Origin of the sequence: Pseudomonas sp. PAMC 25886, from assembly GCF_000242655.1 — a bacterium.
Classification (GTDB): domain Bacteria; phylum Pseudomonadota; class Gammaproteobacteria; order Pseudomonadales; family Pseudomonadaceae; genus Aquipseudomonas.
Window position 1 is genome coordinate 33,925 of sequence record NZ_AHHC01000069.1, and the last position, 15,700, is coordinate 49,624.

Here is a 15,700-nt window from a genome sequence, read left to right on the forward strand (position 1 = left end):
GCCCTGCCTGATGACCCAGCCGATCCGCATCAAGGACCACGAGAAAGACGCACGTCTTGTACGCGCGCGGGTGGTGTTCGGCGCGATTTTGGTGGTGGTACTGCTGGGGGTGTTGATTGCCCGCCTGTATTTCCTGCAGGTGATCCAGTACGACTATCACTCCACGCTGTCGGAGAACAACCGGGTGCACGTGCAGCCGATTCCACCGACCCGTGGGCTGATTTTCGACCGCAATGGCGTGGTGGTAGCGGATAACCGGCCCAGTTTCAGCCTGAGCATGACCCGCGAGCGCTCCGGCGACTGGCAGCAAATCCTCGATGTGATCGTCGAGGTGCTGCAACTGACGCCGGAAGACCGGGTGATCTTCGAAAAACGCATGAAGCAGGGGCGCCGACCGTTTGAGCCGGTGCCGATCCTGTTCGAGCTGACCGAAGAGCAGATCGCCCGGATCGCGGTGAACCAGTTCCGGCTGCCGGGTGTGGAAGTGGTGGCGCAGTTGGTGCGGCACTACCCGCAAGGCGCGCACTTCGCGCATTCGGTCGGCTACATGGGCCGGATCAACGAGAAAGAGCTGAAGACCCTCGACCCGGTCAACTACAGCGGCACCCACCATATCGGCAAGACCGGCATCGAGCGTTTCTACGAGCCGGAATTGCACGGCCAGGTGGGTTACGAGGAAGTCGAGACCAACGCCCGTGGCCGGGTGCTGCGGGTGCTCAAGCGCACCGACCCGGTTCCCGGCAAGGACATCGTGCTGAGCCTGGACATCAAGTTGCAGGAAGCGGCGGAGATGGCCTTGGGCGGTCGCCGGGGTGCCGTGGTAGCGCTGGACCCGAGCACTGGCGAAGTGCTGGCAATGGTCAGCCAGCCCAGCTTTGATCCGAACCTGTTTGTCACCGGGATCAGCTTCAAGGCCTACGCCGAGCTGCGTGATTCCATCGACCGGCCGCTGTTCAACCGCGTGCTGCGCGGCCTGTATCCGCCGGGCTCGACCATCAAGCCGGCGGTGGCGATTGCCGGCCTCGACTCGGGTGTGGTGACCGCATCGAGCCGTGTGTTCGACCCTGGCTACTACATGCTGCCCAACTACGACCACAAATACCGTAACTGGAACCGCACCGGCGACGGCTATGTGGACCTGGACACGGCGATCATGCGTTCCAACGACACCTACTTCTATGACCTGGCCCACAAGCTGGGGATTGATCGGCTTTCGGCCTACATGGGCAAGTTCGGCCTCGGTCAGAAAGTCTCCCTGGACATGTTCGAAGAATCCCCCGGCCTGATGCCATCCCGCGAGTGGAAGCGTGCGACTCGTCGCCAGGCGTGGTTCCCGGGCGAAACCCTGATCCTGGGGATCGGCCAGGGCTATATGCAGGCCACGCCGCTGCAACTGGCCCAGGCCACCGCGCTGGTGGCCAACAAAGGGGTGTGGAACCGTCCGCACCTGGCCAAGACCATCGAGGGCGAGCGCCCGCTGGATGAAAACCCGATTCCGGACATTGTGCTGCGCGACCCGTCCGACTGGACCAAGGTCAACCACGGCATGCAGCAAGTGATGCACGGCGCCCGGGGCACCGCGCGTAAAGCGGCGGTGGGCGCGCAGTACCGGATTGCCGGCAAGAGCGGTACGGCCCAGGTGGTCGCGATCAAGCAGGGCGAGAAATACGACCGCTCCAAAGTCCAGGAACGCCACCGCGACCACGCCTTGTTCGTCGGCTTTGCCCCGGCCGACAACCCGAAAATCGTCGTGGCGGTGATGGTCGAGAACGGCGAGTCCGGTTCCGGCGTCGCCGCGCCCGTGGTGCGCCAGGTGATGGACGCCTGGCTGTTGGCCGACGACGGCCGGCTCAAGCCCGAATATGGCGGCCCCCCTTCAAGCACCGAGGTTACGGCCAGTGAAGAGTAATTTTGATCGCATCCTCTCCAGCGAGGATGTGATGCGTCGACGCGCCACCTTGCTGCAGCGCATGCACATTGATGGCCCGTTGCTGATCCTGCTGCTGACCCTGGCGGCCGGCAGCCTGTTCGTCCTGTATTCGGCCAGTGGCAAGAACTGGGACCTGCTGATCAAGCAAGCGTCCTCGTTTGGCCTGGGCCTGTTGTCGATGGTGGTGATCGCCCAGCTCGAGCCGCGCTTCATGGCGCGCTGGGTACCGCTGGGTTATGTCGCCGGCGTGTTGCTGCTGGTGGTGGTGGATGTCATGGGCCACAACGCCATGGGCGCGACCCGCTGGATTAACATCCCGGGGGTGATTCGCTTCCAGCCGTCGGAATTCATGAAGATTTTGATGCCGGCGACCATTGCCTGGTACCTGTCAAAACGCACATTGCCGCCCCAACTCAAGCACGTGGGCATCAGCCTGATATTGATTGGCGTGCCGTTTATCCTGATCGTGCGCCAGCCCGACCTCGGCACGTCGCTGTTGATCCTCGCGGGCGGTGCGTTCGTGCTGTTCATGGGTGGGCTGCGCTGGCGCTGGATCCTCAGCGTGCTGGCCGCCGCCGTGCCGGTGGCCGTGGCCATGTGGTTCTTTTTCATGCACGACTATCAGAAGCAGCGAATCCTTACCTTCCTCGATCCGGAGAGCGACCCGCTGGGCACCGGCTGGAACATCATCCAGTCCAAGGCGGCCATTGGTTCCGGCGGCGTATTCGGCAAGGGCTGGCTGCTGGGCACCCAGTCGCACCTGGACTTTTTGCCGGAAAGCCACACCGACTTTATTATCGCGGTGATGGGGGAGGAGTTCGGCCTGGTGGGCATCTGCGCACTGTTGCTGATTTACTTGCTGCTGATCGGTCGTGGCCTGGTGATTACCGCCCAGGCGCAGACGCTGTTCGGCAAATTGCTCGCCGGCAGCCTCACCATGACGTTTTTTGTTTACGTTTTCGTCAACATCGGTATGGTCAGTGGCCTGTTGCCGGTGGTTGGGGTGCCGTTGCCGTTCATTAGCTACGGCGGAACTTCGCTGGTGACATTGATGTCAGCGTTTGGGGTTTTGATGTCGATCCATACCCATCGTAAGTGGATCGCACAGGTTTGAATAAGGTGAAGATGTCAATGCAAGTAATGCGCGGCTGGGCGGCTCGGCACGTGTCCTGGATGGGCCTGCTGGGCCTGCTGGGAGCCGCTGTGCAGGAAGCGCAGGCCGGCGACTATGACGGTTCGCCCCAGGTCGCCGAGTTTGTCGGTGAGATGACCCGTGACTATGGTTTCGCCGGTGAACAACTGATGGGCGTGTTTCGTGAAGCCCAGCGCAAGCAGGCGATCCTCGACGCCATCTCCCGGCCCGCCGAACGCGTTAAACAGTGGAAGGAATATCGCCCGATGTTCCTGACCGACGCCCGCGTGGCACGTGGCGTGGACTTCTGGCGCCAGCACGAAGCCGTGCTGGCCCGTGCCGAGCAGGAGTACGGCGTACCGGCTCAAGTGATCGTGGCAATCATCGGCATCGAAACCTTCTACGGCCGCAACACCGGCAGCTACCGGGTGATCGACGCGCTGTCGACCCTGGGCTTCGATTACCCGCCGCGCGCCGAATTCTTCCGCAAGGAGCTGCGCGAGTTCCTGTTGCTGGCCCGTGAAGAACAGGTCGACCCGCTGACCCTCAAGGGCTCCTATGCCGGGGCGATGGGTTTGCCGCAGTTCATGCCGAGCAGCTTTCGCGCGTACGCCGTGGACTTCGACGGTGACGGCCATATCAATATCTGGAGCAACCCCGATGACGCCATCGGCAGTGTTGCCAGCTACTTCAAGCGTCATGGTTGGGTAGCCGGCGAGCCGGTGGTGATCCGCGCCGAGGTGACGGGTGACCGCGCCGACGAAGGCCTGACCCAGGGTATCGAGCCGGCCAGGACGGTCGGGGAGTTGCGGGCGCTGGGGTGGTCGAGTCAGAATGCGCCACGCGATGATATGCCGGTGACGGCGTTCCGCCTCGAAGGCGAGAACGGCCCGGAATATTGGATGGGCCTGAAGAATTTCTACGCAATCACGCGTTATAACCGCAGTGTGATGTACGCCATGGCCGTGCATCAGCTGTCAGACATGCTGGTCCAAGCACGGGGCGTCAAGTAATGCCGGTATCACCGATGTACAAACCCCTGAAGCTGGTGGCATACGCCGCATTGTCGTTGTTGGTGGTCAGTTGCTCCACCAGTCGTGCACCGGTGCAAAAATCCGGTGGCACCGCCATCCGCTCCCAGCCGGGGCTGGACATCAACCGCGCCCACAAAGACGGCGCGCCGTGGTGGGATGTGGATGTTTCGAAAATCCCGGACGCCACGCCGACCCTGCACACCGGCCCTTACAAGGCCAACCCCTATACCGTGCTGGGCAAAAACTACTTCCCGCTGCAAGACTCCAAGACCTACGTGCAATCCGGCACGGCGTCCTGGTACGGGACCAAGTTCCATGGCCAGAACACCGCCAACGGCGAAGTGTATGACCTGTACGGCATGAGCGCGGCCCACAAGACCCTGCCGCTGCCCAGCTACGTACGCGTGACCAACCTGGACAACAACCGCACGGTGATCCTGCGGGTCAATGACCGTGGGCCGTTCTATTCGGACCGGATCATCGACTTGTCCTACGCCGCCGCGAAGAAACTCGGGTACGCCGAGATCGGCACGGCGCGGGTGAAGGTGGAAGGTATCGACCCGGCCCAGTACTGGGCCCAGCGTGGCAAGCCGGCGCCGTTGATGCTCAATGAGCCGCAGACCCCACAACCGCAAGTGACCGCATCCGCCGGCAAGATCGAGCAGTGGACACCGCCACCGGCGCAGCACGCCCCCGACACTGTCGTGGTACCGCATGCCGCACCGGGGGCGTCCACCGTGGGCGGGCAGTACCTGCAAGTGGGCGCTTTCGCCAACCCGGACGCGGCAGAACTGTTAAGGTCCAAGCTCAGCGGGATGGTCAGCGCGCCGGTCTTCATCAGCTCTATTGTGCGTAACCAGCAGACCCTGCACCGTGTGCGCATGGGACCGATCGGTTCGCCGAGTGAAGTGGCGCAAGTACAGAACAGTGTGCGCATGGCCAACCTGGGGCAACCCAGCGTGGTCACCGCCGAATAAGCAAGACAAAGGATTGATGGTTCAGGCTCGCATGCGGGTTTGAGCTCTGGTTGTTGGCTCGTTGAACAATAAAAAACCCAGGGGCAAGGGGTGGGCGTACAACCGAACACGCGACAGTCTGGCGACGGGCTGTCTGAATAGTTTTGCCCGCGAGGGCAAGTTTCCATAAGCAATTTCGAGAGACGGATGAACATCACCACCTTAGCCAAACGCACGTGCCTGCTTCTTTCGCTGATCATCACCCCTGCCGCCTGGGCGGTGGAAATGGTGCCGGCTTCACCGCAACTGGCCGCCAAGGCCTGGGTGCTCATGGATGCCGCCAGCGGTAACGTGCTGGTGGAGAACAACGGTGACCAGCGCCTGCCCCCAGCCAGCCTCACCAAGCTGATGACTGCCTACATCGCGACCCTGGAAATCCGTCGCGGCCAGATCGGTGAAAACGATCCGGTCACCGTCAGCGAAAACGCCTGGCGCACCGGCGGTTCGCGGATGTTCATCAAGGTGGGCTCGCAGGTAACGGTCAGCGACCTGCTGCACGGCATCATCATCCAGTCCGGCAACGACGCCAGCGTGGCGCTGTCCGAGCACATCGCCGGCAGCGAAGACGCGTTCGCCGACATGATGAACAAAACCGTGGCCGACCTGGGCATGACCAACAGCCACTTCATGAATCCGACCGGCCTGCCGAACCCGGAGCACTACTCGTCGGCTCACGATATGGCGATCCTGGCCCGCGCGATCATTCGTGTCGACCCGGTGCACTACGCGATCTACTCCCAGAAAGAGTTCTTCTGGAACAACATCAAGCAGCCTAACCGCAACCTGTTGCTGTGGCGTGACAAGACCGTCGATGGTCTGAAAACCGGCCACACCGAAGAAGCCGGCTACTGCATGGTGTCGTCTGCTGTCCGTGACGGCCAACGTCTGATTGCCGTGGTGTTCGGTACCAACAGCGAGCAGGCCCGTGCGGCCGAGACGCAGAAGCTGCTGACCTATGGCTTCCGTTTCTTCGAAACCCAGACCTTCTACCAGAAAGGCACCGAACTGGCTCAAGCCCCTGTGTGGAAAGGCGCGACCCATCAAGTCAAGGCTGGCCTGGCTGAAGACCTGACCCTGACCATGCCAAAAGGCCAGCTCAAGAAGCTCGCTGCCAGCATGACCATGAACCCGCAATTGGTCGCACCGATCGCCAAGGGCGATGTCATCGGTAAGGTCGAAGTGAAACTGGACGACAAAGTGATCCACAGCGCCGACCTGATCGCTCTGGACGCCGTCGACGAAGGTGGTATCTTCCGACGCGTGTGGGATAGCATCCGTCTATTCTTCTACAGCTTGTTCAACTGATAGTGTGCACCTGCATGACCTCGCGCTGATCCGGCGCGGGGTTATGCCCGTCGCCACGGCTTACGCTTACGAGGCCGTTACGCCATGACCGATACCGAAGTAAAGGCGCCAAAGATCGAATTCCCGAACGTGGACTATCCCGTCAAGGTGATCAGCGATACGGGTGTGGGCAACAAAGACAAGATCATCGAGATCGTCAAGAAACACGCAACGATCAACCATGACCGTGTGGATGAGCGTCAAAGCACCAACGGCAAGTACACCACTATTCAGTTGCACATCGTGGCGACTGACCAGGACCAGCTCTACAACATCAATAGCGAACTGCGGGCTACCGGCTTCGTGCACATGGTGTTGTGATGTCACAGACCCTGGGCTTTCGCGAGCTCGGCCAAATGGCATACGAACCGGTGTGGCACGCCATGCAGCGGTTCACCAACGAGCGTGGCACCGAAGCCCCGGACGAGATCTGGCTGGTGGAACACCCGCCGGTGTTCACCCAGGGCCAGGCCGGCAAGGCCGAGCATTTGCTGCTGCCGGGAGAAATCCCGGTGGTGCAGGTCGACCGCGGCGGGCAGGTGACTTACCATGGCCCAGGCCAATTGGTGGCTTATCTGTTGCTGGACGTGCGCAGGCTGGGTTTTGGCGTGCGTGAGCTGGTCAGTCGCATGGAGTCATGCCTGATCGAGCTGCTGGGCAGCTACGGCGTGACCGCAGCCGCCAAGCCGGATGCACCGGGGGTATACGTAGATGGCGCGAAAATCGCCTCCCTGGGCCTGCGGATTCGCCACGGTTGTTCCTTTCATGGCCTGGCCCTGAACGTGGACATGGACCTGGCGCCGTTTCGACGGATCAATCCCTGTGGCTACGCCGGTTTGGCGATGACCCAGTTGAGCGATCACGCAACACCACTAGAATTTGCCGAGGTAAGTGCCCGGCTGCGCGCGCAGCTCGTCAAACACCTCGACTATGCTGAGCAGACGACCCTAACGGGCGGAATCGACTGATTATGACTACTGATGCAGTGCAAACCATGATCCCGACGCTGGATATCACCGAGCGTCCGGCCCCGCGTGCCAAGGTGGAAGCCGGCGTCAAGCTGCGCGGCGCCGAGAAGGTTGCACGCATCCCGGTGAAGATCATTCCGACCACCGAACTGCCGAAGAAACCTGACTGGATTCGCGTGCGCATCCCGGTTTCGCCGGAAGTCGACCGCATCAAGTCCCTGCTGCGCAAACACAAACTGCACAGCGTGTGCGAGGAAGCGTCCTGCCCGAACCTGGGCGAGTGCTTCTCCGGCGGCACCGCCACCTTCATGATCATGGGTGACATCTGCACCCGTCGTTGCCCGTTCTGCGACGTTGGCCACGGCCGGCCGAAGCCACTGGACGTCAACGAGCCGGAAAGCCTGGCCATTGCCATCGCCGACCTGAAACTCAAGTACGTGGTGATCACCTCGGTTGACCGAGACGACCTGCGCGACGGCGGTGCCCAGCACTTTGCCGATTGCATCCGCGAGATCCGCAAGCTGTCGCCTAACGTGATGCTCGAAACCCTGGTCCCGGACTACCGTGGCCGCATGGACGTAGCACTGGAAATCACCGCTGCCGAGCCGCCGGATGTGTTCAACCACAACCTGGAAACCGTACCGCGCCTGTACAAGGCCGCGCGTCCGGGTTCGGACTACCAGTGGTCGCTGACCCTGCTGCAGAAATTCAAGCAGATGATGCCGCACATTCCGACCAAATCCGGCCTGATGCTGGGCCTGGGCGAAACCGACGAAGAAGTGATCGAAGTCATGAAGCGCATGCGCGAACACGACATCGACATGCTGACTCTCGGCCAGTACCTGCAGCCGTCCCGCAGCCACTTGCCGGTACAGCGCTTCGTGCACCCCGACGTGTTCGCCTGGTTTGCCGAAGAAGGCTACAAGATGGGCTTCAAGAACGTCGCTTCCGGCCCGCTGGTACGTTCCTCGTACCACGCCGACGAGCAGGCGAAACTGGTCAAGGCCAGTCTGGTGTCCTGATACCGACTGTGGGGGCGGGGTTTCCCGCTCCCACTGCTACACCCTCTTTTTCCGCATCCAGCGGCTGATTCCTCCTCTTCTGTTTGCAACCATTGCTGTTTAGAGTGCCTTGGGCAATCCACACGAGGAGAACCATGGATGACGACTCAATTGACCACTTGTGCGGTACCTGCGCTGCGCGCCGAAGGCGTGATCGGGCTGATTGCCCCTGCCGGGCCGGCCGAGCTGGATATCGACAAGGCCACGCAATGGATGCGTGCCCGGGGCTACACACTGCGGGTTTTCCCGGGTGTGGGGCAGCGTGATGGCTACCTGGCCGGCAGTGATGACGTACGCCTGAATGACCTGCACGCCGCATTCGCCGACCCGGCCATCGATGCGATTTTTTGCCTGCGGGGTGGCTACGGCACGCCGCGCCTGCTGGACCGCCTGGACTTTGACCTGCTGCGGGCCAACCCCAAGCCGTTTGTAGGCTACAGCGATATCACCGCGTTGCACCTGGCGATCAATCGTTATGCCGGTTTCGTCACCTTTCACGGGCCGATGTTCAACGCCGACCTGTTGGGTGAAAAGCAACAGCCGACCGAATCTTCACTGTTCAGCATGCTGCGTGGCCAGGTGAAGGCGGGCAGCCAGCTGACCCACCCGGTGGCCTATCCATTGACCACCGTCGAGCCAGGCATCGCCTGCGGGCGGCTGCTGGGCGGCAATCTGTCGATGATCGCAGCGGTGATGGGCACGGCGTTCGAGATTGATGCCGAGGGCATCATTCTGTTTATCGAAGACATCAACGAGCCGCTGTACCGAATCGACCGGTTGCTCACCCATTTGCGCCTCGCGGGCAAGCTGGCTCAGGTAGCGGGTGTGGTGGTGGGGGATGTGGCGGGCGTTGATAGTGCTGCACTTGAACGACTGCTTAAGGAGACCTTCGAGCCACTGTGCATTCCTGTGCTGGCCGGCTGGCGCAGCGGGCATTGCAACCCGAACCTCACGTTGCCGATGGGCGCGAGGGTGCGGCTGGATGCGGGGGAGAAGCGGTTGGTGCTGGAGCAGGATGTGGTGTTTAAGGCCTGAGCCTTCTGTTGCTTCTGAAGGCCTCATCGCAGGCAAGCCAGCTCCCACCTTTGATCGCGTTGTTAGTGATATACGCGGTCAATGTGGGAGCTGGCTTGCCTGCGATGGCGGTAGCGGCCGTACAGTAATCTAGCGGCTCTGCAACGACTCCAGCAGCTTCACCGTCGGATACCCATCCGCCGGCCAGCCCAGGGACTGCTGCGCAGCACGAATCGCCTTGCGGGTATTGGCTCCGATGATGCCGTCCGGGTTGCCTGCGTCGTAACCATTGGCGCTGAGCACCGTCTGCAAGTCAATCCGCTGTGAACGCGTCAATGGCAGCTCGTCTTTCGGCCAGCTTCCACGAATCACGCCTCCGCCCCCGAACCTTTCCGACAACAAGCCCACCGCCAGCGCGTAGGACGATGAGTTGTTGTACTTGAGGATCGCGCGGAAGTTGTCCAGCACCAGGAACGCCGGGCCACGATAGCCGGCCGGCAGCAGCAGGGCTGCGGAAAGCTGGTTTACGTTGGCCGGGACGCTGGCGCCAGGTGGCACCTGGATCCCCAGTGTCAACCACTCGCCAACGGTTTTGCGCACGCTGCCATCGGCCAGGGCGTAATCAAAATTCAACGGCAGCTGCTGCACCTCAAAGCCCCACGGCTGGCCTTTCTGCCAGCCGGAGCTTTGCAGGTAGTGCGCGGTGGAGGCGAGGGCGTCGGCCGGGCTGTTCCAGATATCGCGGCGACCGTCACCGTCGAAGTCCACCGCGTGGGTGTTATAGGTGGTCGGGATGAACTGGGTCTGACCCATGGCCCCGGCCCAGGAACCTTTCATCTGGTCGGCGGCGATATCACCGTGCTGGATGATTTGCAGCGCCGCCAGCAGTTGTGCCTGGGCGAATGCCGGGCGACGGCCCTCATAGGCCAGGGTCGCCAGGGAGCGGATCACCGAGTTGTTGCCTTGGAACTGGCCGAAGTTACTCTCCATGCCCCACACCGAGACCAGTGCCTGGCGGTCGACGCCATAACGGTCCTCTATGCGTTGCAGAATGTCGGCGTATTTCACCAGCAGCGCCTGGCCATTACGCACGCGCAGCGGCGACAGGGCGCCGTCGAGGTATTCCCAGACCGGGCGGGAGAACTCAGGCTGGCTGCGGTCGGCGCGGATCACCGCCATGTCGGGTACGACATTGGCAAACGCAGTGTCGAACACCTGTGGCGTGATACCGGCCTTCAAGGCTTCCACACGAAAGCCCGCCTGCCATTCGGCAAAGGTCTGGGTTGGCTGGATATCAAGATTGTCCACCGCCAATGGCGCAACGACGGCAGGCGCAGCTACCGGTGCAGTCTGGAGCGGGGGCAGGGGTTGGGCATCGGCGGCGGTAGGTTTTTCTGCGCAGGCGACTAACAGAATGAGGCTGGAGGCAGCGATCAGTTGGCGAAGGTGCCAACGACGGGAAAGACTAGAGGGCATGCACAGGTCCAGGGAATACGAATCAGGTACAGACCTTATCATGCCAGAGGGGCGCTTGCCTTCAGGCAGCCAGAAAGTAAGAAGCCTCCCAGCTATTAGACTGGAAGGCTTCGCGGCGGTAGCTGCCTTTGCCCTTGCCGGCGCGTTCCTGGCGACTGCGGAACAACGGCTGGGCGATGATGGATTTGGCCTTGTTGGGGCCATGCTTGGATGGCTTTTTGCTCATGATGGGTACTCTCTGGCGGGTTGATGATGCGGTGCGAATCATCGGCCGAAGTTTGGGTTCTGTCCAGCCCAGCGACGCGTAGGACTATTCAGCAGGCAACGCCAGGCGCTGTCCTGACATCAAAAGTGACAAACGACTCAAGCTCATCCATGGCGATCCGGCGGCCTGGCCTTTGATCTGCGCGTCAATGCGCTGGGCTTCCAGCAGCAATTGCGCCCAGCGTTGCGCCGAGTGTCGTTGCAGGGCTTTGCTGATCAGCGGTTTGCGCTTGTCCCACACTGGTGGTCGCGCCTGGCTGAAGGCCTTGTCCAGCGGGATGCCCTGGCTGTATTGCAGGGCAATATTGGCCAGCAGGCGTAGTTCGCGCGCCAGGGCCCAGAGAATCACCGGTGGCTCGACACCTTCACCGCGCAACCCTTCGAGCATGCGCAGTGCGTGGGCGGGTTCGCCGTTCAGGATCGCGTCCACCAGGCCAAACACGTCAAAGCGTGCGCTGTCAGCCACCGCGCCTTGTACGGTTTCGACGGTGATCTGGCCGCCTTCGGCCATCAGCTTGAGCTTTTCGATTTCCTGGGCCGCGGCCAACAGGTTGCCTTCCACTCGCGCTGCGATCAGCTCTACCGCGTCATGACTGGCGGTCAGCCCGGATTGGGATAGCCGCTGGCGAATCCACTGTGGCAATTGCCCGCTGTCCACTGGCCAGATCTGCATGAACTGGGTCTGAGCCCCTTCAACCAGCGCCTTGCCCCACTTGGTTTTCTGCGCGCTGCCATCGAGCTTGGGCAAGCTGATGAGCAACAGTGTGTCTTCAGCCGGGCGCGCACAGTATTCCATCAGTGCCGCCGCGCCCTTGTCACCCGGCTTGCCCGAAGGCAGCCGCAGTTCCAGCAGGCGTTTTTCGGCAAACAGCGACATGCTCGCCCCGGCTTGCAGCAGCGTACCCCAGTCGAAACTGGCGTCGGCGCTGAATACCTGGCGTTCATCGAAGCCCTGTTGACGGGCGGCCGTGCGGATCGCGTCCGTAGCCTCCTGGCACAGCAGCGGGTCATCACCGCTGACGATGTAGACGGGCGCGAGGCTGCCTTGCAGGTGCTTGGCGAGTTGGGCGGGGGCAAGTTTCATAGGCAGGGCGAACGGGGCGCCAGGGGCGCCCCGTCTGGCTTACTCAGCTGGGACTTCGACAGGCGATTGTTTCGGCTGGCTGTTTTCATACTCTTGCGCTGCTTTCAGCGCATCGGCATCTGCCTTGGCCTTGTTATCTGCCGTCTGCTGCAGTTGATCCAGTTTTTCAGGGGTGATCAGCTGCAGGCGCAGAAGCATGCGCTGCACCAGCTCACGACGCATTTCCTTGCGCACCTGGATGGTTTCGGAGTCCGAACCCACCAGGTTGTTGCCGTCGTGGCTCACGACTTTCTGTACTTGGATCTTGTCGCCCATCAACGGCAGGTGGTCGTGGCCCTGGATTTCGAAGAAGAGCGTGGTGCTCAGCTCGATGTCCGACGCACGCCCGGCACTGGCATAGCTGAGGTTGCGCTGCTCTTCTTTCTCATCCAGCAGGTTCAGTTTGTAAGCCGCGCCTGAATAGACTTTGACACCACTGCTTTCCAGGACCTGGCGCAGCTGTTGCACGGTCTCGCCGTAGGAGTTACGGGCGGTGACGTCCAGTTCCTTGATCGCCAGTTCGGTGTGGCCGGTGCCGCGCAGCTGGAAGCCGCAAGCGCTCAGTAGCACGGCAAGGCCCATAACCAGCAGATTGCGTTTGATCATTTTGATGCTCCCCTTGAAACCATGTGGGCCTTATCGAGGCCCTGGAGGTTTTGTTCGGCGCCAGGGTAATGCCCTGGCGCCCGATCCGATTAGCTAGCGACGATATTGACCAGTTTACCGGGCACTACGATCACTTTGCGGATCGTCAGGCCTTCGGTGAACCGCAGCACGTTCTCGTTGGTACGGGCGGCGGCTTCGACGTCTTCACGGCTGGCGCTGGCCGGCATGTCGATCTGGCCGCGCAGCTTGCCATTGACCTGAATCACCAGTTGCAGCGTGTCCTGTACCAGGGCGCTGTCATCCTGTACCGGCCAGCCGGCATCGATGACTGCACCGCTGTGGCCCAAACGGCTCCACAGTTCGTGGCTGATGTGCGGCGTGATCGGAGCCAGCAGCAGGGTGACCGTTTCCAGGCCTTCCTGTACCAGTGCGCGGTCCTGTTCGGTGGCCTGCGGCGCTTTTTCCAGCACGTTCATCAGCGTCATCACTTGGGCAATGGCGGTGTTGAATTTGTGATTCTGGCCCACGTCCTGGCTGGCCTGGCGGATGGCCAGGTGGGTGCTGCGGCGAATGGCTTTTTGCTCATCGCTCAAGGTTGCCACGTCCAGTTTGCCCGGCAAGCCCTGGCTGACATGGGCGTGCGCCAGGCGCCAGACGCGCTTGAGGAAACGGTGCGAACCTTCGACGCCGGAGTCGGACCATTCCGCGCTCATGTCAGGCGGCGAGGCGAACATCATGAACAGGCGGCAGGTATCTGCGCCGAACTGGTCGATCATCGACTGTGGGTCGACGCCGTTGTTCTTCGACTTGGCCATCTTCTCGGTGCCGCCGATTTCCACCGGCAGGCCGTCGGAGATCAACTTGGCGCTGATCACCTTGGCCTTGCTGTCACGCACCAACTCGACGTCCGCCGGATTGAACCAGGTGTAGGCGCCATTGGCTTCGCGACGGTAGTAAGTCTCGGCAATCACCATGCCTTGGGTCAGCAGGTTCTTGAACGGCTCGTCGGAGCTCACCAGGCCTTCGTCACGCATCAGCTTGTGGAAGAAGCGCGCGTACAGCAGGTGAAGGATGGCGTGTTCGATACCGCCGATGTATTGGTCCACCGGCAACCAGTGGTCGGCCGCGGATTTTTCCACCAGGCCGCCTTCATAGTGCGGCGAGGCGTAGCGGGCGTAGTACCACGAGGACTCCACGAACGTGTCCATGGTGTCGGTTTCACGCTTGGCCGGTGCGCCGCAGTTCGGGCAGGTGCATTCGTAGAATTCAGGCATGCGCGCCAAGGGCGAACCAGCGCCGTCCGGCACTACATCTTCCGGCAGTACGACGGGCAGTTGGTCTTCCGGCACCGGCACGTCACCGCAGGTTTCGCAGTGGATGATCGGGATCGGGCAGCCCCAGTAGCGCTGGCGGCTGATGCCCCAGTCACGCAGGCGGAACTGGGTGCGCGAGGCACCGAGGTTTTTCTTGATCAGGGCAACTTCGATAGCGTCGAACGCGCCTTCGAAATCCAGGCCGTCGAACTCGCCGGAATTGATCAGGGTGCCGTGTTCGTTGTACGCGTCCTGCCACGGAGCCGGGTTGGTGTCGCCCGAGCTGGTGCGCACGACGGACTTGATCGGCAGGTTGTATTTCACGGCGAATTCGAAGTCGCGCTCGTCATGCGCCGGCACAGCCATTACTGCGCCATCGCCGTAGTGCATCAGCACATAGTTGGCGACCCACACCGGCAGCTTCTCGCCGGTGAGCGGGTGCTCGACGAACAGCGAGGTCGGCAGGCCTTTTTTCTCTTGGGTGGCGACGTCGGCTTCGGCGACGCTGCCGCCTTTGCATTCGGCGATGAACGCCTGCAGCTCAGGGTTGTTCTGTGCGGCCTGGGTGGCCAGCGGGTGTTCGGCGGCCACGGCGACGTAGGTCGCGCCCATCAGGGTGTCCGGACGGGTGGTGAAGACTTTCAGTACGCCTTCTGCGCCGATGGAGTCGACGTTGTAGGGGAACTGCACTTCCATGCCACGGGACTTGCCGATCCAGTTGCGCTGCATGGTCTTGACCTGCTCGGGCCAGCCCGGCAAATCGTCGAGGCTCGACAAGAGTTCATCCGCGTAGGCGGTGATCTTGAAGTAGTACATCGGGATTTCGCGCTTTTCGATCAGCGCGCCGGAACGCCAGCCGCGGCCGTCGATCACTTGTTCGTTGGCCAGCACGGTCTGGTCCACCGGGTCCCAGTTGACGGTGCCGCTCTTTTTGTAGATCACGCCTTTCTCGAACAGGCGAGTGAACAGCCATTGTTCCCAGCGGTAGTAATCAGGCTTGCAGGTGGTCACCTCGCGGGACCAGTCCACCGCCAGGCCCAGGCTGCGCAGCTGGGTCTTCATGTAGGCGATGTTTTCGTAGGTCCACTTGGCGGGCGCTACGTTGTTCTTCATCGCGGCGTTTTCCGCCGGCATGCCGAAGGCGTCCCAACCCATGGGTTGCAGGACGTTCTTGCCCAGCATGCGCTGGTAGCGGGAGATTACGTCGCCGATGGTGTAGTTGCGCACATGCCCCATGTGTAGCTTGCCGCTGGGGTAAGGGAACATCGATAGGCAATAGAAAGTCTCCTTGCCTGGCTGTTCACTGACTTCAAAGGACTTTTGCTCATCCCAGAACGACTGGGCGGCATTTTCTATTTCACGGGGCTGATATTGTTCGTGCATGGCTACTTTTGAACTGAATAGGGGTGGCCTAATCCT

At 61.6% G+C, this 15,700-nt stretch carries 14 protein-coding genes; 9 read left to right on the forward strand and 5 right to left on the reverse strand.

Annotated features, from left to right (window positions below; genetic code table 11):
• The first annotated feature begins 10 nt into the window (after nucleotides 1-10).
• From mrdA to MUM_RS0123455, 9 genes are all read left to right on the forward strand, one after another.
• A complete protein-coding gene (gene mrdA, locus MUM_RS0123415; protein ID WP_010174783.1) occupies nucleotides 11-1,909 on the forward strand; it encodes a penicillin-binding protein 2 in 1,899 nt (632 codons plus the stop codon).
• Nucleotides 1,910-1,940: 31 nt separating this feature from the next.
• Nucleotides 1,941-3,044 (forward strand): rod shape-determining protein RodA, encoded by a 1,104-nt coding sequence (rodA, locus tag MUM_RS0123420; protein WP_050543221.1) that lies wholly within the window; start codon nucleotides 1,941-1,943, stop codon nucleotides 3,042-3,044.
• 17 nt (nucleotides 3,045-3,061) lie between these two features.
• A complete protein-coding gene (gene mltB / locus MUM_RS0123425) occupies nucleotides 3,062-4,075 on the forward strand; it encodes a lytic murein transglycosylase B (RefSeq protein WP_010174785.1) in 1,014 nt (337 codons plus the stop codon).
• Nucleotides 4,075-5,073 (forward strand): septal ring lytic transglycosylase RlpA family protein, encoded by a 999-nt coding sequence (locus tag MUM_RS0123430; RefSeq protein WP_010174786.1) that lies wholly within the window; start codon nucleotides 4,075-4,077, stop codon nucleotides 5,071-5,073. Before mltB ends, MUM_RS0123430 begins: the two co-directional genes overlap by 1 nt.
• Nucleotides 5,074-5,259: 186 nt before the next feature.
• Nucleotides 5,260-6,417: a D-alanyl-D-alanine carboxypeptidase family protein gene (locus MUM_RS0123435; RefSeq protein WP_010174787.1), complete on the forward strand. Its 1,158-nt coding sequence runs from the start codon at nucleotides 5,260-5,262 to the stop codon at nucleotides 6,415-6,417.
• An 84-nt stretch (nucleotides 6,418-6,501) separates the two neighbouring features.
• Nucleotides 6,502-6,777 carry a DUF493 domain-containing protein gene (locus tag MUM_RS0123440; RefSeq protein WP_003215438.1) on the forward strand — a complete coding sequence of 92 codons (276 nt, stop codon included), beginning with the start codon at nucleotides 6,502-6,504 and terminating at the stop codon, nucleotides 6,775-6,777.
• Nucleotides 6,777-7,424, forward strand: a complete 648-nt coding sequence (lipB, locus tag MUM_RS0123445; RefSeq protein WP_010174788.1) for a lipoyl(octanoyl) transferase LipB — start codon at nucleotides 6,777-6,779, stop codon at nucleotides 7,422-7,424. Before MUM_RS0123440 ends, lipB begins: the two co-directional genes overlap by 1 nt.
• A 2-nt stretch (nucleotides 7,425-7,426) precedes the next feature.
• Entirely contained in the window at nucleotides 7,427-8,446 is a 1,020-nt protein-coding gene (gene lipA / locus MUM_RS0123450) for a lipoyl synthase (RefSeq protein WP_029616063.1), read from the forward strand.
• Nucleotides 8,447-8,584: 138 nt separating this feature from the next.
• Nucleotides 8,585-9,520, forward strand: a complete 936-nt coding sequence (locus tag MUM_RS0123455) for a S66 peptidase family protein (protein ID WP_010174790.1) — start codon at nucleotides 8,585-8,587, stop codon at nucleotides 9,518-9,520.
• Between the two features lie 129 nt (nucleotides 9,521-9,649).
• Here MUM_RS0123455 and MUM_RS0123460 read toward each other — a convergent pair whose 3' ends face one another.
• The 5 genes from MUM_RS0123460 to leuS all read right to left on the reverse strand — a co-directional run bounded on the left by MUM_RS0123460 (nucleotide 9,650) and on the right by leuS (nucleotide 15,664).
• Nucleotides 9,650-10,975, reverse strand: a complete 1,326-nt coding sequence (locus MUM_RS0123460) for a lytic murein transglycosylase (protein WP_029616064.1) — start codon at nucleotides 10,973-10,975, stop codon at nucleotides 9,650-9,652.
• A gap of 61 nt (nucleotides 10,976-11,036) precedes the next feature.
• Entirely contained in the window at nucleotides 11,037-11,201 is a 165-nt protein-coding gene (arfA, locus tag MUM_RS0123465; RefSeq protein ID WP_003176285.1) for an alternative ribosome rescue factor ArfA, read from the reverse strand.
• Between the two features lie 84 nt (nucleotides 11,202-11,285).
• Nucleotides 11,286-12,323 carry a DNA polymerase III subunit delta gene (gene holA, locus MUM_RS0123470; RefSeq protein WP_010174792.1) on the reverse strand — a complete coding sequence of 346 codons (1,038 nt, stop codon included), beginning with the start codon at nucleotides 12,321-12,323 and terminating at the stop codon, nucleotides 11,286-11,288.
• A 39-nt stretch (nucleotides 12,324-12,362) separates the two neighbouring features.
• Nucleotides 12,363-12,968, reverse strand: a complete 606-nt coding sequence (locus MUM_RS0123475; protein ID WP_010174793.1) for an LPS-assembly lipoprotein LptE — start codon at nucleotides 12,966-12,968, stop codon at nucleotides 12,363-12,365.
• 89 nt (nucleotides 12,969-13,057) lie between these two features.
• The gene (gene leuS, locus MUM_RS0123480; protein ID WP_010174794.1) at nucleotides 13,058-15,664 is read right to left on the reverse strand and encodes a leucine--tRNA ligase; all 2,607 of its coding nucleotides are present in this window, start codon (nucleotides 15,662-15,664) and stop codon (nucleotides 13,058-13,060) included.
• Between the last annotated feature and the right edge of the window lie 36 nt (nucleotides 15,665-15,700).